Genomic DNA, 18482 nt, shown 5'->3' on the forward strand with positions numbered 1-18482 from the left:
GACTTTTCTACTAAATGATTAGTGCGCCTTCACTTTTCTTTTTTGGCGACGGCAAGCTAACATCAGCTCCACGGCTGATATGAGAATTAAGGTATAGCCAAGGGTCTCAATACCTTCTTCTACAATGTTTTTAACCACTCGCATATAAGCATCCCCCATTACGGCTTCCCAAAATGAGCCACGCCCCATCAAACGGGAAAAGCCCAGAATCGTCACAAAACCAGCCAGAAATGTACCAAAGCAGGCTTGATCGGCATAAACCTTAATAGAAGGATAAATTGCCTTAAACTGTCCACAAAGAAACACCAATACACAAGCGATAATGACCAGCACGACACTTTGCCAAGCCCCATCAAAAACATATTGATCCAGCAAAGAATCAGATTCACGCACAAACATCATGCCCATCAAAGCTGCCAACAAAGTCGCTGCAATTTTCATAGATTCAGAATGACGAGCCACATATAAAAACAGCATACAACTCAAGAACGACATTATGTCTTGCAAATGCTCTGTCACTGAATGCTCACTGTATTCGGCGGCAGATAACATTTCGTAGCCTTCCAAAGAAATTAATTGGGCGACGACAGACACTAAAAGAAGATAAACAAAACCACGTAAAAATAACATTATAGACCCCACAATAGATGCAGAGATACTAATGAAAAAAAAGTAAAAATTCGACGTAACACATTAAAATGACACAGTTATTACCATATTCATCCCTTAATGATTTCATTTATATAAAAAAGGGAATAAGTCAGTAAACAGTGAACCATCTATATAGTTAGCACAAAAAAATCCCTTGCCGTACGAACAAGGCAAAGGATTTTTTAAAACAGAATAGAGCCTATTTTTTCTTAGGCGCAAATGGGTTATCAGAAGACTTGAATTCAAAAATAATGGGCGTGCCAGTTATCTTTAAAACTGAGCGAAACTTATTTTCTAAATACCGTTTATAACTGCCAGGTAACGAATTCACCTGATTCCCATGCACCACAATACGAGGAGGATTCGACCCGCCTTGGTGAGCATAGCGTAATTTTATACGACGACTGTTCACCATAGGTGGCTGATGCTCCGACACCGCATCTTCTAAAATTCGAGTCAAACGATTGGTTGACCATTTCGCATAGCAAGACTCATAGGTAGTTTCTATGGTGTCATATAAGTCACCGACCGCCGTACCATGCAAAGCTGAGATGTAATGCACTTTCGCGTATGGCACAAAGCCCAATCGACGCTCAACTTCACTTTTAATGTGCTCACGCTCATCTTTTTGTAGGCCATCCCACTTATTGATGGCAATGACCACACCACGCCCTGCATCCAAAACATAACCAATCATATGAAGATCTTGCTCGACTAGATCTTCATGGGAATCAATCACTACAATCACCACATTGGCATCTTGGATAGCCTGAAGTGTCTTCACGATAGAAAATTTTTCCACGGCTTCTTTCACATGCTTACGTCGACGAATACCGGCGGTATCAATCAAGGTGTATTCTTTATCGTGACGTAAATAAGGAATGTAAACACTGTCACGAGTCGTACCTGGCATGTCATAAACCACGACTCGGTCTTCACCCAACATACGGTTAACCAGAGTGGATTTTCCAACATTTGGACGGCCAACCACACCAATGCGAATACCACGAGAATCCAAATCAATTTGATTTTTTGCTTCTTCAACTTGCTCTGCAAAAGGCAACATCACGTGATCAATTAACACGTGAACACCTTTTCCATGGGCCGCTGCAATGGGTTGCAATTCACCAAACCCCAGAGAATAAAAATCCGCCAAGGCAATGTCTTCGTTAATACCATCCGTTTTATTCACCACCAAGGTGACTGGCTTGTTGGAGCGGCGAAGATGATTCGCAATCATTTCATCCGCAGGATTCAAACCATGACGACCATCAACAAGAAACAGTACAGTGTCCGCCTCTTCTATTGCCAACAAAGACTGGCGTGCCATTTTTTCATCAATGCCTTGCTCATCACCACTGATACCACCGGTATCAATTACAATAAACTCATGACCACCCACTTTGCCATCACCGTATTTACGGTCACGGGTTAAACCTGGATAATCTGCCACCAACGCATCACGCGAACGTGTTAGCTGGTTAAACAAAGTGGATTTGCCAACATTGGGTCTACCTACCAATGCAATTACTGGTATCATTTTTTTACCTTTAAAAATAGAAAGTGGCCGCCATCCCAATTTAGCGATGGCAGCCCCTTAAAAAATCACAATTGTTCGAACTAGGCTTCAATACGTAAGAGAAGTCACATCCGAGTCTGGTGTTAATATGAACAGCTGCTTTTCATGAGCTAGCATGCGACTGCCAGGTGCTACATTTTTTTCATTGGCTAATTCACGTGCCACCACGGCACCTGTTCCCAAATCGATTAGATGTACATAACCTGCACGATCCATTAATGCAACATAATCACCAAAAAACTCAGGTGAGATCAGATCTCTGTCTAATAAATCTGAATTTTTCCATGCTTCAGAGCCATTCTTAGCGTTCAATGCAATCACGTTACTTTTCATATCAACAGCAACCAATAATTCGCCTTTTACCGCCACACTTACGGTACTGGAAATATTACGTTGCCAAAGTGGTCGACCCGTTTCTAAAGCAAGCGCCACAAGGGTACCATTATAAGCAATAGCATAAACCACATTGTCTTTTACCACTAAGCGACCATCCACATCACTTAAGCGTTCAATTTCATAACGCCCTTCTGGCTTGCCCACGGCATAAGACCAAAGCTCTTCACCTGACTGAAGAGAGAAAGCTTTCACCTGACCATTGGCAAAACCAGCAACGACTTTGCCATTTGCAATGACTGGCGTGCCCGTACCACGCACCGTTAACGCTGGCAAATCTTGTTTAGCGCGCCACAGTGTATTACCCGTATCGGCCTCTAACACATTTAACCAACCGTCTGCAGTCTGAATGGCAATTTTACCAGCGGCATAAGCGGCTTCAGATAAGACTTCCGAGCTCAAGTTCTTTTCCCAAAGAACGGACTGATTGGCTAACGACATCGCCACTAACTGGGCGTCATAAGTACCAAAATAGACTGAGTCACCTTGCAGCGTAACGCCTGAACTAGGGGAATAATCCGTCTCAGTTTCATTAACTTCATCGCCATCCGCTTGGTTCAAGGTATAAAGCGTTCCCTGATCCGTAACGAAATAAAGGTTACTATTTTGAGCCACCAGGTTGAAACGCTCACTGGTTTCACCAAAGTTACCGTCTACACTGGTTCGCCAATCTTTATGAAGATCCACTTCATTCGAAAGACTTGGTAAATCTGGCAAAGTCGGGCGAGCATTGGAGCAGCCTTGAATAATAACGGCAGATAATAACAGCAGAAAAAGAGACTTTTTCATTATTAACCTTTTACTAAATCCTGAAGTTTAATATCAAGCAGTGGATGATTTACACCCGCTCCGAGTGCTTCACTGGCTTTTTCATAAGCCATACGAGCGTCATCACGCATACCTTGCTGTAAGTAAATATCACCAATTACTTCTTGTTGCTGAGCGAGGTATTCAGGCTCTGTTACTAACTGAGAACGATTCATAGCAGCTTGGTAATCACCTTTTTGCAATAACAAGCGAGCAATTCTCAGATTAGCAATAGCAATAAAAGACGCATCTTCTGTTTCTTTTATTGCCAACTCTAATGCACTAATCGCGTCATCATAATTACCTTGTTCCGCATCAACACGGGCCAGAAATAATTGACCAAACATGGCATAACCCGTATCACTGTAATCTTCAGACAACTGTTTCGCGATAAAGCTAACTGTCTTCTGATTATTCTCATCATCCAAATTGGCCGCTGCTTTCACCAGATTTTGATACAAAGCAGATGCTTCGCTTAAATGCGTTTCCTGGCCATTTTTCCAAGCTTGCCAGCCAAAGTAACCTGCTACAGCCACAGCCACAGCCACCACTAGGGCTGTACCATTTTTCTTCCACCAAGCCTTAAAGGCTTCGATTTGTTCTTCTTCCGTCTTTAATTCAGACACTTCTTACTTCCTCATACAAAGCCTGCTAAACAACAGGATAAGACTTAATTTATAAAGGGTTTATAGGGATGCTAGATAGCTCGGCAATTCGCCAAAAGAGCAAGACGCCTGCTCACCTGTTTGCATCTGTTTCACCTGACAAATGCCCTGATCAACCTCGTCTTGTCCAATAATAATGGTCACTGCCGCTCCTGAACGATCGGCTTTCTTCATTTGATTTTTAAAATTACCACCACCACAATGACGCTGTACCACAAGCTCAGGACTGACGTCACGAATTTGTTCAGCTAACACGGTTGACGCCAATTCGGCCTCCTCCCCTAAGCTGATCACAAAGACATCCGTTTGATATTTTGCCTTTTCAGGAACCAGATCAAGCGTTTCCAGTAACAAAATTAAACGCTCAACACCCATTGCAAAACCAACCGCTGGGGTAGCTTTACCGCCCAGTTGCTCAACCAAACCATCGTATCGTCCACCAGCACAAATAGTCGCTTGTGCTCCCAAATGAGTGGTAACCCATTCAAATACGGTTTTACCATAGTAATCTAAGCCTCGAACAAGACTATTATTAATCACATAAGGCACATTATTAGCGGTTAAGATGGCTTGCAGTCGATCAAAATGCGCTTTTGACTCTTCACCAATAAAATCATCAAGACAAGGGGCATTTTTCAATACTTCTTGCGTCTTCGCATCTTTTGAATCCAAAATACGCAATGGATTCGTCGTCAAGCGACGCTGACTGTCTTCATCCAACAGGTCTTTAAACTCAGTGAGATATTCCACCAAACTAGCTTTAAAAGTCTCACGTTCAGACGCTAACCCTATGGTATTTAGCTGTAGCTCAACATGCTCAATTAACCCTAGCTGTTTCCATAGCTTTGCAGATAAGACAATCAGCTCGGCATCGATGTCAGCACTGGCCATACCAAAAGATTCTACGCCAATTTGATGAAATTGACGGTAACGTCCTTTTTGCGGACGCTCATAACGGAACATGGGACCAGCATACCAAAGGCGCTGAACCTGATTGAATAACAAGCCGGCTTGATCTGCGGCACGAACACAACTGGCCGTTCCCTCTGGACGCAAGGTAAGAGACTCGCCATTGCGATCATCAAAGGTGTACATTTCTTTTTCAACAATGTCTGTCGTTTCACCAACACCACGTTTAAACAGATCCGTGTTTTCAACAATTGGGAAACGAATTTGTTGATAGCCGTAGGACTTAACCACATCGGCAACTGTCTTCTCTAAGTAGAGCCAGACGGATGATTGATCAGGCAGGATGTCATTCATTCCTCTGATCGCTTGAATTTTACGAGCCACTATGGATCCTTAACTTTTAACAATGATATCAGCCATTTTTTGTTCTTTTAAAACGGCTTTCTCACGAATCTTCTTCTCTAAATCGTCTACTAGTGAAGCATTCTTAGTTTTACTTTCTGGTTTGCCGTCTTGGTAAATCAAATTATTCGGTGTGCCACCCGTCAAACCTATGTCTGCTTCTTTTGCCTCACCTGGACCATTTACAATGCAGCCGATTACAGCAACATCCATTGGAATAGTGACGTCTTCTAAGCGCTCTTCCAACTCATTCATGGTTTTGATCACATCAAAATTCTGACGAGAGCAGCTTGGGCAAGCAATAAAGTTAATACCACGACTGCGCAGCTTTAAACTGCGAAGCATATCCCAACCTACTTTAATTTCCTGAACCGGATCCGCAGCCAACGACACTCGCAAGGTGTCACCGATACCATCCATCAACAACAAACCTAAACCAATGGACGATTTCACTGTACCAGAACGTAACCCGCCCGCTTCCGTAATCCCTAAGTGCAATGGATTATCAATTTGGGAAGCAATTTTACGATAGGCTTCCACCGTCATAAAAATGTCGGATGCTTTCAGACTTAATTTGTATTCATGAAAGTCCAATTCATCAAAATATTGAATTTGACGAAATGCCGATTCAACCAGCGCATCCGGTGTCGGTTCACCGTATTTTTTCTGCAAGTCTTTCTCAAGGGAGCCGGCATTAACGCCGATACGAATTGGGATATTTTTATCACGAGCACAATCAACGACGGCTCGCACTCTGTCTTTGTTGCCAATGTTTCCTGGATTGATACGCAAGCAATCCACACCATATTCGGCCACTTTCAACGCAATTTTATAATCGAAGTGAATGTCAGCCACTAATGGAATAGACACCTCTTCGCGAATTCGTTTAAAGGCTTCAGCCGCATCCATCGACGGGATAGACACTCGAACAATATCGGCTCCAGCATCCGCAATCGCTCTAATTTGTGCGACCGTTGCGTCAACATCACAAGTTTCTGTATTCGTCATACTCTGAACACTGATTGGCGCACCACCGCCAACCGGCACATCACCCACCATGATTTGGCGTGACTGACGGCGTTTAATAGGTGATTCAAAATGCATAAATGTCTCTACTTGAGCTCAAAACGAGCCAAATCTTTACGAACATAAGATGAAAAATCAAACTCTTGGCCCTTATACTTCAAAGAAGAAACCCCTCTTGAATAGCCAAACACCACTCGATATGGAGCCTCTCCTGACAGATTCAACTCACTGCCAGCGGCTTTCACACCAGAAAATAAGATTTTACCCGTACTATCACGAATCTCAGTCCAGCAGTCTTCGCTGAAAGCTATCTGTACGTCATCTAAATAAAAAGGTTGTGCAGGCACATCGTCAATGTCTTTAACGGGTTCTTGGCTCGCCTTCACCACGTCTTCTGGACTAACACCCGCTTCTTCTAGTAAAGCCACAGTTTCTGGAGACAGCCCAGTGACCACTTGATCATCAGATAAATTTTGAGAGTCTGCTACGATCACCGGAGAATTTTCAACAACGGTTTCAGGCTGAGAATCGGCCTTTTCCACAGGTTCAATATTCTCAGTAGCAGCGACTTCAGACTTAGTCTCAGTTGTCTCTTGCTGGATGGTTTCTGAACGCTCGACCTGGGACGAGTTTGCATCACTTGTCGCTGCATCATCAGAACTTTGCGAAGGCCACCAAAATACAAAAAACACCAATACCGCCACAATCACCACTGACACAAAAATAACGATTGGGTCACCTAAATGAGACTGCTTATGGACAACCGTATCGACTGGTTCAATGCTAGGTTTGGATACTTGCTGTTGTTCATTAAATGCGACAAGAACCTCTTTCGCATCCAATTCCAACAAACGGCAGTAGCTCTTTAAAAAACCACGTGTAAAGGTAATGGAACGGAAGAAACTAAAATTATTCTCTTCCAACGCATTAACTTGATCTTGCGTTAGTTTTAAATCAGCTGCGACTTGTTTTTCTTCGTACCCCATGGCCAGACGCTTTTCTCTTAACGTTTGACCAATATTCATCATGGACGTTTGTTCGGCCTGTTCTTCCTCAATCTGCGTCTCTTGAATGTGTTCTGTTTGAAGAACCGCTTCTGCGCTTGCTTCATTATTTGATGTTACCGCAATGTCTTCATTGGATCCGACCGATGGTTCTTCTTCTGTTGAATTGTCTGTTTGGCCAATGTCTGTTTCGAAAGCGTCTAATGGTTGTTCTTGTTCAAAAGGAGTGTCGATTTGTTTATCAGTTGTCATGTCAATACCTTGAGCCATTGAGGCATGTAAAATCGCTCGCATACGAGTACTTTGCCGCGTCATCCTCGTGTCGATGTATATACTTGGATAAACATTTGAACTCATCAAAATGTGCCCATCCTAGAGCAACATTCCCAAAAGTTTGGATATTATTAAAAATTATGCGAGCTTTGTCATTATTACCCTGTATTAAAACAAGATTGAGCTCAGTCAGCAAACCTATAACAGGCAATTCTGCGATTTCTTTTGCCTGATCTAAGTGCTTTTCAGCCAATTTTACATCTTCCTGACGTAATGCACATCGAGAAAGGTTTATTTGCACAGATTGGCGCTTCGGAAAGGAAAAATCATTTGCCTGCTGAAAAAAAGAACAAGCGCTTTCCCAGTCATTTTTCGTTCCCAATATCACACCATAATTATTAAGCAAAAAACCATCTCGCGGATAATGTGACAAGCCTACTTTTGACACTTTTAACGCTTCTTCTAAATTCTCAACACTCAACCAATACAAGCTTAATAAGCGCCAATATTCACGCCCATGAGCGTCGCTTGCAATTTGCTCCAACTGCCCTTTCGCAAGAGACCATTGCCCTAGCAATAAATGCGTTTGCGCTAAGGACAAACGCTTTGAATCCGTTAAAGGCACAATAGGAAAAGAAGAGGTATGGTTGGTACATGCGCTTAGCCACAACAGACTAATCGCCCAGATCAATTTAACATTAGGCATACAGACATCCTTGTCTTATTGTCGCTTCACTAGGGAAGGTACCAACAAGTTCACTTGCTTCAGCAGACTTATTCGCACCTTCCCTAGCAGGAGCGCATCCTTTGCCCTCGCTGCGACATTTTTAGATATTGCTTACTGACTCACTTCTCTTAGCTCAATGTACTTCTGACTGCGACGGGTTTTATCGTGAAAATCGCCGACTAATTGACCACAAGCCGCATCGATATCATCGCCACGAGTGGTTCGCACTGTCACTGTATAACCGGCATCCGCTAAGATTTTTTGGAAACGACGAGTCCGATTGTTCGATGGTTTCTCATAGCCAGAATGAGGGAAAGGGTTAAAAGGAATCAAATTCACCTTACACTCTAAATCTTTTAGCAATTCCACCAACTCATGAGCTTGCTCCTCATTATCATTCACCCCTGACATTAAAGTATATTCAATCGTGATATGACGCTTATCTGGCAAATTCGCTAAGTAGTGCTGGCAAGCTTCAATCAGCTCAGCAATTGGATACTTACGGTTAATGGGAACCAATTCATCACGCAGCGGATTATTTGGCGCATGTAATGAGATCGCCAAAGACACATCGGTCCGTTTGATCAATTCATAAATTTTTGGCACTACGCCAGATGTACTAAGCGTAACGCGTCTTTTTGATAATCCATAAGCGTTATCATGCATCATCAGAATCATCGCATCGACAACAGGCTCAAAGTTCATCAAGGGTTCGCCCATTCCCATCATCACCACATTGGTGACACGACGGGGACCATTCGGATCCATAGGACCGAAAGACTTAATGGCAATCCAAACTTGCCCGATGATTTCCGCCGGTGTTAAATTGCGATTAAATCCCTGCTTACCAGTAGAACAAAAACTGCAATCCAGTGAACAACCAACCTGTGACGAAACACACAAGGTCGCTCGGTCGCCGTCCGGAATCAGAACCGTTTCGACGCAATCATTTTTGCCACCTTCCGTGCGAATAATCCATTTACGGGTACCATCTTTGGAAATGTTCTGAGATACCACCTCTGGTGCGCGAATTTCACAAATAGTCTCCAACTTTGCTCGCAACGCTTTACTGACATCCGTCATTTCGTCGAAACTTTCCGCCCCTTTTTGATGAATCCATTTCATCACTTGAGTGGCACGAAATTTTTTCTCACCGATGGATTCAAAGAATTCAATCAGTTTGGTTGGTGATAAACCCAGCAGGTTTACTTTTTTGATGTCAGTCATAATTCCAGATCGCTTGCTATTTGTAGCATTAAGTGTAAACGAAAAAAGCCTCTGAAAAGATTTTTCTTTTCAGAAGCCTCTATAAAAAAGCGGGCCAAGGGGCCCGCCTTTTCAAATGCGTTGAGCGAATCGCTCAGGCAGTCAATTACTTACCGAAGAAGTAAGCAATTTCACGAGCGGCTGATTCTACAGAATCAGAACCGTGTACAGCATTAGCATCGATAGACGTTGCGTAATCTGCACGCAATGTTCCAGCAGCGGCTTCTTTCGGGTTAGTTGCGCCCATTAGTTCACGGTGACGAAGAACCGCACCTTCACCTTCAAGAACAGAAACCACAACAGGGCCAGACGTCATGAAAGCAACCAAATCTTTGTAGAAAGGACGCTCTTTGTGCTCAGCGTAAAAACCGCCAGCCAATTCGTCGTCAAGTTGAATCATTTTCGCTTCAACAATTTTAAAACCAGCACGCTCAAAACGAGTGTAGATTTCACCGATTACATTTTTAGCAACCGCATCTGGCTTGATGATAGATAGAGTGCGTTCTAACGCCATGGTATAACTCCAAATTAATTTTTTATGGGTGATGGCTATTTAACAAAAAACACAAAAGCCATGACCCAGGACTTAAAAGTTTCAGCGCGTGGATTATACGCATCAATTTATGAAAATTGTATGCTCAAACTAAGATATTTTTCGATTTATGGCTTTTTTCCGTTTATTAAGCAACTCTAAGGGCTGTCACTGCGTTTTTAATGGTTTGAATCGCAAAATCCACCTCTTCTTCTGTGGAAAAACGCCCAACCGATAAACGCAATGAACTGTGAGCCAAATCTTCTGCCAAACCGATTGCTCGCAATACATACGAAGGCTCTAGACTGGCGGACGTACAAGCCGATCCTGACGAGACCGCAATATCACTCAAGGACATTAGCAGAACTTCGCCATCCACATCCGCAAACCCCACATTAATCACCCCAGCGACACGCTGCTCAGCATCACCATTTAAATGTACACCATCCATAGCAGACAAGCCTTGCCATAAGCGCTCTCGCAGACACTTAATACGCTCACAATCAACCGCCATATCAACTGCAGCAATACGAAACGCTTCTCCCATACCAACAATTTGATGTGTCGCTAACGTACCAGAACGCATACCCCGTTCATGACCGCCACCATGGATTTGTGCTTCCAGTTTCACTTTTGGTGAACGTCGAACAAACAAAGCCCCTATGCCTTTTGGCCCATACGTTTTATGGGCAGTTAATGACATCAGGTCGACATTCATAACATTCACATCGATCGCAACCTTGCCTGTGGTTTGCGCCGCATCGACGTGCAAGAAAACCCCTTTCTCTCGAGTCAGCTTACCGATCGCCTGAATATCCGTTAACACACCTAACTCATTATTACCGTGCATAAGAGAAACCAGAATCGTGTCTTCTTTTAAGGCGGCTGTGACTTGCTCAGGCGAAATCACACCATGGCGATCAGGCTGTAAATACGTTACCTCAAAACCTTCTTTTTCAAGTTGCTTACAAGGATCCAATACAGCCTTGTGCTCAATCATCGAAGTAATGATATGACGACCTTTCTGACGATACGCATAGGCCACGCCTTTTAATGCAAGATTATTCGCCTCTGTTGCACCTGAGGTCCATACAATCTCACGCGCATCAGCATTGATCAGGCTCGCAACCTGCAATCTAGCTTCTTCAACAGCCTCTTCGGCTTTCCAGCCAAATAAATGCGAGCGCGAAGCAGGATTACCAAAATTACCATCTTGCGTCAGACAAGCCATCATTTTCTCAGCGACCCTTGGATCTACAGCTGTCGTCGCCGAATTATCTAAATACACAGGTATATTCATTTACTCTTCTCCACCTGTTCAAGCTGCCGCTTGAGCAATCGTTTGGATGCGCGTCACAATTGATCGCAGTCCATTACCACGGGTTGGGCTCAAGTGACGCTCTAAATCCAACTCAGAGAAGTAATGAGCAATATCAAAATCAATGATTTCTTGCGGTGTTTTTCGATCAAATGCCGCTAACACTAATCCCAACAAACCACGAACAATAATGGCATCACTGTCGACGGCAAAGGTCAGCACTTCTCCTTTTTCAGCATCTTGATCATTATCAGGCTGAATCCAAACACTGCTTTGACATCCCTTCACCAATCGCTCGGCCGTTCGCCATTGCTCATCAAATTCCGGTAGAGACCTCCCAAGATCAATGATGTATTTGTACTTATCTTCCCAGTCATCAAAGAAAGAAAGATCATCAACAATGTCGTCTGTGCTAGGTAAAGACATAAATCCTCTCTGTTCATAACCCCGAAGAAGTGGGGCTTACTAAAAAACAAAACGACCTTAATGATACCATTAAAGTCGTTCTAATTTGTGTCAGTCATTAAGACCTAGTAAGGCAAACAGCACTCACTCTTACTAAAAAAACAACCCAGCTTCCAACTGAGCCTCTTCGCTCATCATATCGCGAGACCAAGGAGGATCAAACACTAAGTCAACCTTCACTTCTTGGACATTTGGTACCTTTTCAACACGATATTTAACATCACTAACCAATACCGGTCCCATACCACAACCTGGCGCCGTGAGCGTCATGTTAATCGACACAGACTTATTCAACTGATCCAATGCCACATCATAGACTAGACCAAGTGACACTAAACTAATCGGGATTTCTGGATCATACACTGTCTCCAGCGCCTGCCAAACCTGCTCTTCACTGATGTCTGACGAACCTAAATCTTCAAACTCTAATACATCGGCTTGCTGACCAATCGCTTCGGCATCCGTACCATCAATGCGTAGCATATTGCCCTGCCACGTCACCGTATAATTACCACCTAAACTCTGATTAATGGTAATAAATTGGCCTTCAGGAATGACTGTCGGTTCACCACTCGGTACCCGACGAGCAGGACAATCCCGCTGTGTTACAACCATTTTTTGCATGAAACTTAACTCACACTAAAGCTTTCGCCACAGCCACATTCCGCTACAACGTTAGGGTTATTAAATTTCACCACCTGATTAACACCCTCTCGAACCAAATCGATCTCGGTACCACTCAACATAGCCATGGATTCAGCATCGACCGCCAGAGTCACGTCACCAAATGACATGACAGTATCTTGCGCCTCTGCTTTGTCAACAATATCCAAAACATAAGCAAACCCGGTACAACCACTTTCTTTAGTACTTAAGCGAATTAAATTGCCTGATAAAACAGCCAATTTCGCCGCAAAATACTTTTCAGCGGCCGCGGTCAAAGAAACACGAGAACCTGGGTCAAATGTAGTCACTGTCATAAAACCTCCTACACCAACATGCTGCGCACTTTCTTCAATGCAGCAAATAAAGCATCTACTTCCTCTAACGTATTGTAAATCGCAAACGAAGCACGTGCCGTACCAGGAACATTAAAACGCGCCATTAAAGGCTGAGCGCAATGGTCCCCAGTTCGAACGGCAATACCTTGGCGATCTAATAAAAAACCAATGTCTGCCGGATGACCTTGGTCCATCACAAAGCTTAATACACCAATCTTATTCTTAGCTCGACCGATCACCGTCAAACCGTCAAATTCATCCGCCAGTTTCGTTGCATGAGCCAACAAAGCCTTTTCATGCGCCGCCACAGCTTCTTGATCCAATGCGGAAAACCAACGAATCGCTTCGCCCATAGCAATGACATCCGCCACATTCGGTGTGCCTGCCTCAAAACGATAAGGCAACACATTCCAAGTAGCGTCTTGCAGCGTCACAGTGGAAATCATTTCCCCTCCCGTTCGCCACACAGGCCAATCTGCTAAGACAGCCTCTCGCCCCCACAACACACCAACCCCCATAGGGCCGTATAGTTTATGAGCCGAGAAAGCATAAAAATCACAACCAATGTCTTGTACATCCGCCCAGCCATGCGCGGCACCTTGAGCACCATCAATTAACACCAAAGCCCCAACAGCTTTTGCCTTCGCCGTCATCTCTTTGACTGGATTAATGGTACCCAGCGCATTGGAAACATGAGGTATGGCGACAAACTTAGTACGTTCATTTAGCAGAGCTTGATACGCCACCAAATCCAACTCACCATCGTCGGTGACAGGCACCGTTTTAAAGGTTGCCCCAGACGTTTTGCAAGCTTGCTGCCAAGTCACCAAATTCGCATGATGATCCATCCCTGTTGCAATGACTTCATCACCCGGTTGCAACAAAGCCGATAACCCGTTGGCAACGATGTTAATGCCTTCCGTCGTCCCTGTTGTCCAGATGACCTCTTCACGCTTAGGGGCATTCAAAAACGCTTTAACAATGTCGCGAGCGTTCTCAAAATGGCGAGTGGCTTCATCCGCCAAACGGTGAGCACCACGATGAACATTGGCATTGCACCTAGTGTAATAGTCAACCAGTGCATCAATAACACATTGTGGCTTTTGGGTCGTCGCTGCGTTATCAAGGTACACTAAAGGGTTACCGTCGATTTCACGCTTTAAAATCGGAAACTCGTCACGAATGGCGGAAACATCAAAACTCATTCTATTCCTCGCTTACTTCACTTCCATCTGCGCAAAGCGCTCACGGATAATAGGACGAACCCATTCAGCTAACGCTTCATTTGGCATCAAATCGATCAATTCATTAATGAAACCAAAGTTCAGCATTACTTGCGCTTTTGACTTACTAATGCCACGCGTCTCTAAATAATAGAGCGCCTGTTTATCGATTTCAGCGATGGTCGCACCGTGGGCACAACGGACATCGTCAGCGTATATTTCCAATTCAGGCTTAGTATTGATTTCCGCTTTATTCGACATTAACAAATTGCGATTATTCAATTCAGCTAAGGTTTTCTGCGCGTCACGGTGAATATGAATTCGGCCGTTAAACACAGCACGCGCTCGATCCGCCACAATACCACGCACATTCTCTTCCGTTGTGCCGTTTGGCATCGCATGCTCAACCGTAGCATGCAAATCAAATAACTCTTTACCATCCAGCAAATACATAGCATTCAGCTTGGCATCGGCAAATTCACCAGCGTGAATAATATCCGTATCCAAACGAGACAACTCGCTGCCAAAGCCAACAATTGTGCTGTGCATTTTTGACTTATCGCTCAGCTGAAAGTGACTACCACCAATCGTTAAATTCGACCCTGTTTGCAATGCAAAACGATAATGTTCTAGAGAAGCGTCTGCCGCCACATCGTATTCAACAAATGCTGTGCTAAGACTGTCACCCTGCGACTGAACATCTTCAATCACGGCTAACTGAGCCCCTTTCTCTAAACGCACTAAAACACGGGTATGAGATTCAGCCCCGGCACTTAACAAAGAACTGATTCGCAATGGCTCAGCAATCTTGATGCTTTCTGCCACAGTAACCAATAACACGTCACTAGCTAACACATCATTCACTAAACCGAACAGATGACGCTCAGGCTTAACGTTTGAAAAAGAACGCAAGGCTTCTGCTTGCTGCTGAGAAGACAAATCTTGACCAAGCTGAACCGTTAAACCTGTTGGCAAGGTTTTAGTAGATTGCAATGCATCAAACTGACCGTTCACAAACACCAACTCAATTGCTGAAACATTCGGAATGGCTACAGGTGTTAAACCAGACACACGATCTAATGCTTTCGCCGAACTCCGTTCAACCGCCTTTAGAGGGGTATAGCGCCAAGCTTCTGTTTTACGCGTTGGCCATTGAGTATTCGCCAAAATATCAAGCGCTTGAGCACGCTTTGGCGCCAACCAATCTTGATTTTCTTGCCCTCGAGCGATGGCACTTTCTAACCATTCACTCATGCGTTACCCCTCTAACTCATCTTCAGCTGGTTCTGTTTGCAACCAAGCATAACCTTGCGCTTCCAATTCATGAGCCAAAGAAGCATCCCCACTTTTGACAATTTTGCCGTCTGACAAAACATGTACAAAGTCAGGTTTAATGTAATCTAACAAGCGCTGATAGTGAGTCACAACGATGAAACTACGATCCGCTGAACGCTGACTATTTACACCTTCTGCGACCACTTGCAAAGCATCAATATCCAAACCTGAGTCGGTTTCATCCAAGATGCAAAGCTTCGGTTTAAGCAACAACATCTGCATTAGCTCGTTACGCTTTTTCTCACCACCAGAGAAACCTTCATTGACGCCACGCTTAAGGAATGACACTGGCAAATTGACCTGTTTACATGCGGCCTTTGCTTCTTTCAAAAAGTCAGCCGATGTAATAGCGTCTTCACCACGCGCTTCACGCTGAGCGTCAACCGCCGCCTTTAGGAACTCAAGATTGCTGACGCCTGGAATTTCAACAGGATATTGGAATGCCAAAAACAAACCAGCACGAGCACGCTCTTCTGTTTCCATGTCAAGTAGGTCTTCACCACCCAATGTCACACTGCCGCTTTCAACAGAATAACCATCACGTCCAGATAACACATAACCCATGGTACTTTTACCAGCGCCATTTGGCCCCATGATGGCATGCACTTCACCAGGCTTAACCTCAAGGTTAAGACCTTTAATAATGTTCTTTTCTTCCACGCTGGCGTGTAAATCTTTAATCGTCAATAAATTCGACATGCTAAACAATTCCTTAACCTACAGAGCCTTCAAGGCTAATTTCTAGTAACTTGCCTGCTTCTACAGCAAATTCCATCGGTAATTCTTTAAAAACTTCTTTACAAAAGCCGTTGACGATCATAGAGACCGCTTTTTCTGGATCCAGACCACGTTGCTGACATAAGAACATTTGCTCGTCACTGACCTTCGAGGTCGTCGCTTCATGTTCGACAATGGCAGAAGGGTTTCGACTTTCAACATAAGGGAAGGTATGGGCACCACATTGATCGCCGATCAGCAAAGAATCACATTGAGTAAAGTTACGCGCGCCTTCCGCACCTGGATTCATTCGAACCAATCCACGATAGCTGTTATTACTCTTACCGGCTGAAATGCCTTTCGAAATAATGGTCGACTTGGTGTTTTTTCCAAGATGGATCATTTTAGTACCGGTATCCGCTTGCTGACGACCTCGAGTCAAGGCAACCGAATAAAATTCGCCAATACTGTTATCCCCTTTCAATACGCAACTAGGGTACTTCCAAGTCACGGCAGAACCAGTTTCAACTTGCGTCCAAGAGATCTTGGCATTGGTATGACAAACACCACGCTTGGTCACAAAGTTGTAAATACCACCTTTGCCTTCTTCATCACCTGGGTACCAGTTCTGAACGGTAGAGTATTTAATTTCTGCGTCGTCCAACGCAATCAACTCAACGACAGCCGCATGCAACTGATTTTCATCTCGTTGTGGCGCCGTACAACCCTCTAGATAACTAACATGGCTACCTTCGTCCGCGATGATCAAGGTACGTTCAAACTGACCAGTATTTTGCTCATTGATACGGAAGTAAGTAGACAGTTCCATTGGGCAACGAGTGCCTTTGGGAATGTAAACAAACGAACCATCCGTAAACACAGCACAGTTAAGCGCCGCGTAATAGTTGTCTTTCTTAGGCACCACACTGCCGAGGTATTTTTTAACTAGATCAGGGTGCTTGTGAATGGCTTCCGAAATCGGACAAAAAATCACACCCGCTTCTTCGAGCTTTTCCCGGAAAGTCGTGACAACAGAGACAGAGTCAAATACCGCATCAACCGCAATACCAGCCAACATTTGCTGCTCAATCAAGGGGATGCCAAGCTTTTCATAAGTTCGCAAGAGCTCTGGGTCCACCTCATCTAAAGACTTAGGTTTGTCTTTCATGCTTTTTGGCGCGGAATAATACGAGATCGCCTGAAAATCAATTTTTGGGTAATCTACTAATGCCCAATCCGGCTCATCCATTTTTAGCCAATCACGAAAAGCACTTAAACGCCATTCGAGCATCCATTCAGGTTCACCTTTCATTTGTGAAATACGACGAATGACATCTTCATCTAATCCCGGCGTAAATGTTTCCGATTCAACATCAGACACAAAACCCGCTTCGTATTCCCGTGCCAGCGCCTTATCTATCTGCTCTGTCATATAAAACTCACTCATTTTTGGAACCGACTAAGGGGATATATTCCCAAGAAGGCTCCACATCATTAATTGATTATCTAGTCGAGAATAGCCGCACTAATTTTGCTGCTATCAAAGCCGAGCGTTCGACTTTCTAGCTTCTGCCGCTCCGCTACCTGGCGCACATCCTTTCGGCACACCAATTGCTCTAAACTAATTTGACTTAAAAAGTCATGTATTTGATCACTCAAGTCACACCACAAGTGATGGGTTAAACAGGTATTACCACTCTGGCAGTCACTGCGCCCTTTACAGCCTGTCGCATCAACTGACTCATTCACCGCATCCACAATTTGTGCAACGTAAATATCATTATTAGAACGACTCAAGCGATAACCGCCGCCGGGGCCGCGCACACTGATAACCAAAGCCTTCTTACGAAGCTTGGAAAACAATTGCTCAAGATAGGAAAGGGAAATCCCCTGTCGCTCAGAAATATCCGACAAGGAAACAGGCCCTTGGCTCGAATGTAATGCCAGATCCAGCATGGCAGTTACTGCATAGCGACCTTTTGTTGTAAGACGCATAAGCTATCCAATTAATACTTTCTGTAAGCCTAAATAATACACAAAACCTAGTGTTTTGATCAAGTATTTACCTGACTAAAATACTAGGTTATTCGTCAGCCAACCAAATTTCCGTGCGCATTTTACGTGGACTAGCATAAAAACTAAACCGAAGAATGCGTTTTGCACAAAAATTCATCTCTAAACTGCCGCAT

General features: G+C 44.0%; 19 protein-coding genes. All 19 read right to left on the bottom strand.

Annotation, left to right across the window (positions count from 1 at the left end; genetic code table 11):
• Positions 1-18: 18 nt before the first annotated feature.
• The 19 genes from MAR181_RS12420 to iscR all read right to left on the bottom strand — a co-directional run bounded on the left by MAR181_RS12420 (position 19) and on the right by iscR (position 18288).
• The gene (locus MAR181_RS12420) at positions 19-630 is read right to left on the bottom strand and encodes a hypothetical protein (RefSeq protein WP_013796946.1); all 612 of its coding nucleotides are present in this window, start codon (positions 628-630) and stop codon (positions 19-21) included.
• A 220-nt stretch (positions 631-850) separates the two neighbouring features.
• Complete coding sequence (der, locus tag MAR181_RS12425) at positions 851-2191, bottom strand: ribosome biogenesis GTPase Der (RefSeq protein WP_013796947.1); 1341 nt, start codon at positions 2189-2191, stop codon at positions 851-853.
• Between the two features lie 87 nt (positions 2192-2278).
• Positions 2279-3412, bottom strand: a complete 1134-nt coding sequence (gene bamB, locus MAR181_RS12430; RefSeq protein ID WP_013796948.1) for an outer membrane protein assembly factor BamB — start codon at positions 3410-3412, stop codon at positions 2279-2281.
• Positions 3413-3414: 2 nt separating this feature from the next.
• Positions 3415-4056: a YfgM family protein gene (locus MAR181_RS12435; protein WP_013796949.1), complete on the bottom strand. Its 642-nt coding sequence runs from the start codon at positions 4054-4056 to the stop codon at positions 3415-3417.
• A 60-nt stretch (positions 4057-4116) separates the two neighbouring features.
• Positions 4117-5388 carry a histidine--tRNA ligase gene (hisS, locus tag MAR181_RS12440; RefSeq protein WP_013796950.1) on the bottom strand — a complete coding sequence of 424 codons (1272 nt, stop codon included), beginning with the start codon at positions 5386-5388 and terminating at the stop codon, positions 4117-4119.
• Positions 5389-5397: 9 nt separating this feature from the next.
• On the bottom strand, positions 5398-6510 hold the full coding sequence (ispG, locus tag MAR181_RS12445; protein ID WP_013796951.1) for a flavodoxin-dependent (E)-4-hydroxy-3-methylbut-2-enyl-diphosphate synthase: 1113 nt from the start codon (positions 6508-6510) through the stop codon (positions 5398-5400).
• 8 nt (positions 6511-6518) lie between these two features.
• Positions 6519-7688 (bottom strand): RodZ domain-containing protein, encoded by a 1170-nt coding sequence (locus MAR181_RS12450; protein WP_245546156.1) that lies wholly within the window; start codon positions 7686-7688, stop codon positions 6519-6521.
• Position 7689: 1 nt separating this feature from the next.
• Positions 7690-8415 carry a hypothetical protein gene (locus tag MAR181_RS12455; protein ID WP_013796953.1) on the bottom strand — a complete coding sequence of 242 codons (726 nt, stop codon included), beginning with the start codon at positions 8413-8415 and terminating at the stop codon, positions 7690-7692.
• Between the two features lie 132 nt (positions 8416-8547).
• Complete coding sequence (rlmN, locus tag MAR181_RS12460; RefSeq protein ID WP_013796954.1) at positions 8548-9663, bottom strand: dual-specificity RNA methyltransferase RlmN; 1116 nt, start codon at positions 9661-9663, stop codon at positions 8548-8550.
• 145 nt (positions 9664-9808) lie between these two features.
• Positions 9809-10216, bottom strand: coding sequence for a nucleoside-diphosphate kinase (gene ndk / locus MAR181_RS12465; protein WP_013796955.1), 408 nt, complete (start codon positions 10214-10216; stop codon positions 9809-9811).
• Positions 10217-10382: 166 nt separating this feature from the next.
• Positions 10383-11534, bottom strand: a complete 1152-nt coding sequence (locus MAR181_RS12470; protein WP_013796956.1) for an IscS subfamily cysteine desulfurase — start codon at positions 11532-11534, stop codon at positions 10383-10385.
• Between the two features lie 18 nt (positions 11535-11552).
• Positions 11553-11978: a SufE family protein gene (locus tag MAR181_RS12475; RefSeq protein ID WP_013796957.1), complete on the bottom strand. Its 426-nt coding sequence runs from the start codon at positions 11976-11978 to the stop codon at positions 11553-11555.
• A 132-nt stretch (positions 11979-12110) separates the two neighbouring features.
• A complete protein-coding gene (gene sufT / locus MAR181_RS12480; RefSeq protein WP_013796958.1) occupies positions 12111-12641 on the bottom strand; it encodes a putative Fe-S cluster assembly protein SufT in 531 nt (176 codons plus the stop codon).
• A 5-nt stretch (positions 12642-12646) separates the two neighbouring features.
• Positions 12647-12997, bottom strand: coding sequence for a HesB/IscA family protein (locus tag MAR181_RS12485; RefSeq protein WP_013796959.1), 351 nt, complete (start codon positions 12995-12997; stop codon positions 12647-12649).
• An 8-nt stretch (positions 12998-13005) separates the two neighbouring features.
• A complete protein-coding gene (locus MAR181_RS12490; protein ID WP_013796960.1) occupies positions 13006-14223 on the bottom strand; it encodes an aminotransferase class V-fold PLP-dependent enzyme in 1218 nt (405 codons plus the stop codon).
• Between the two features lie 12 nt (positions 14224-14235).
• Complete coding sequence (sufD, locus tag MAR181_RS12495; protein WP_013796961.1) at positions 14236-15495, bottom strand: Fe-S cluster assembly protein SufD; 1260 nt, start codon at positions 15493-15495, stop codon at positions 14236-14238.
• A gap of 3 nt (positions 15496-15498) precedes the next feature.
• Positions 15499-16275, bottom strand: coding sequence for a Fe-S cluster assembly ATPase SufC (gene sufC / locus MAR181_RS12500; RefSeq protein ID WP_013796962.1), 777 nt, complete (start codon positions 16273-16275; stop codon positions 15499-15501).
• Between the two features lie 13 nt (positions 16276-16288).
• Complete coding sequence (sufB, locus tag MAR181_RS12505; protein WP_013796963.1) at positions 16289-17725, bottom strand: Fe-S cluster assembly protein SufB; 1437 nt, start codon at positions 17723-17725, stop codon at positions 16289-16291.
• A gap of 74 nt (positions 17726-17799) precedes the next feature.
• Entirely contained in the window at positions 17800-18288 is a 489-nt protein-coding gene (iscR, locus tag MAR181_RS12510; protein ID WP_013796964.1) for a Fe-S cluster assembly transcriptional regulator IscR, read from the bottom strand.
• Positions 18289-18482: the final 194 nt, after the last annotated feature.

Source organism: Marinomonas posidonica IVIA-Po-181 (assembly GCF_000214215.1).
Classification (GTDB): domain Bacteria; phylum Pseudomonadota; class Gammaproteobacteria; order Pseudomonadales; family Marinomonadaceae; genus Marinomonas; species Marinomonas posidonica.

Excerpts from the sequence above, each read along its gene's own strand:
- MAR181_RS12420 (WP_013796946.1), bottom strand. The coding sequence starts at position 630 with ATGTTATTTTTACGTGGTTTTGTTTATCTTCTTTTAGTGTCTGTCGTC.
- der (WP_013796947.1), bottom strand. The coding sequence starts at position 2,191 with ATGATACCAGTAATTGCATTGGTAGGTAGACCCAATGTTGGCAAATCC.
- bamB (WP_013796948.1), bottom strand. The coding sequence starts at position 3,412 with ATGAAAAAGTCTCTTTTTCTGCTGTTATTATCTGCCGTTATTATTCAA.
- ispG (WP_013796951.1), bottom strand. The coding sequence starts at position 6,510 with ATGCATTTTGAATCACCTATTAAACGCCGTCAGTCACGCCAAATCATG.
- MAR181_RS12450 (WP_245546156.1), bottom strand. The coding sequence starts at position 7,688 with ATGACAACTGATAAACAAATCGACACTCCTTTTGAACAAGAACAACCA.
- MAR181_RS12455 (WP_013796953.1), bottom strand. The coding sequence starts at position 8,415 with ATGCCTAATGTTAAATTGATCTGGGCGATTAGTCTGTTGTGGCTAAGC.
- rlmN (WP_013796954.1), bottom strand. The coding sequence starts at position 9,663 with ATGACTGACATCAAAAAAGTAAACCTGCTGGGTTTATCACCAACCAAA.
- ndk (WP_013796955.1), bottom strand. The coding sequence starts at position 10,216 with ATGGCGTTAGAACGCACTCTATCTATCATCAAGCCAGATGCGGTTGCT.
- MAR181_RS12470 (WP_013796956.1), bottom strand. The coding sequence starts at position 11,534 with ATGAATATACCTGTGTATTTAGATAATTCGGCGACGACAGCTGTAGAT.
- MAR181_RS12475 (WP_013796957.1), bottom strand. The coding sequence starts at position 11,978 with ATGTCTTTACCTAGCACAGACGACATTGTTGATGATCTTTCTTTCTTT.
- sufT (WP_013796958.1), bottom strand. The coding sequence starts at position 12,641 with ATGCAAAAAATGGTTGTAACACAGCGGGATTGTCCTGCTCGTCGGGTA.
- MAR181_RS12485 (WP_013796959.1), bottom strand. The coding sequence starts at position 12,997 with ATGACAGTGACTACATTTGACCCAGGTTCTCGTGTTTCTTTGACCGCG.
- MAR181_RS12490 (WP_013796960.1), bottom strand. The coding sequence starts at position 14,223 with ATGAGTTTTGATGTTTCCGCCATTCGTGACGAGTTTCCGATTTTAAAG.
- sufD (WP_013796961.1), bottom strand. The coding sequence starts at position 15,495 with ATGAGTGAATGGTTAGAAAGTGCCATCGCTCGAGGGCAAGAAAATCAA.
- sufC (WP_013796962.1), bottom strand. The coding sequence starts at position 16,275 with ATGTCGAATTTATTGACGATTAAAGATTTACACGCCAGCGTGGAAGAA.
- sufB (WP_013796963.1), bottom strand. The coding sequence starts at position 17,725 with ATGACAGAGCAGATAGATAAGGCGCTGGCACGGGAATACGAAGCGGGT.
- iscR (WP_013796964.1), bottom strand. The coding sequence starts at position 18,288 with ATGCGTCTTACAACAAAAGGTCGCTATGCAGTAACTGCCATGCTGGAT.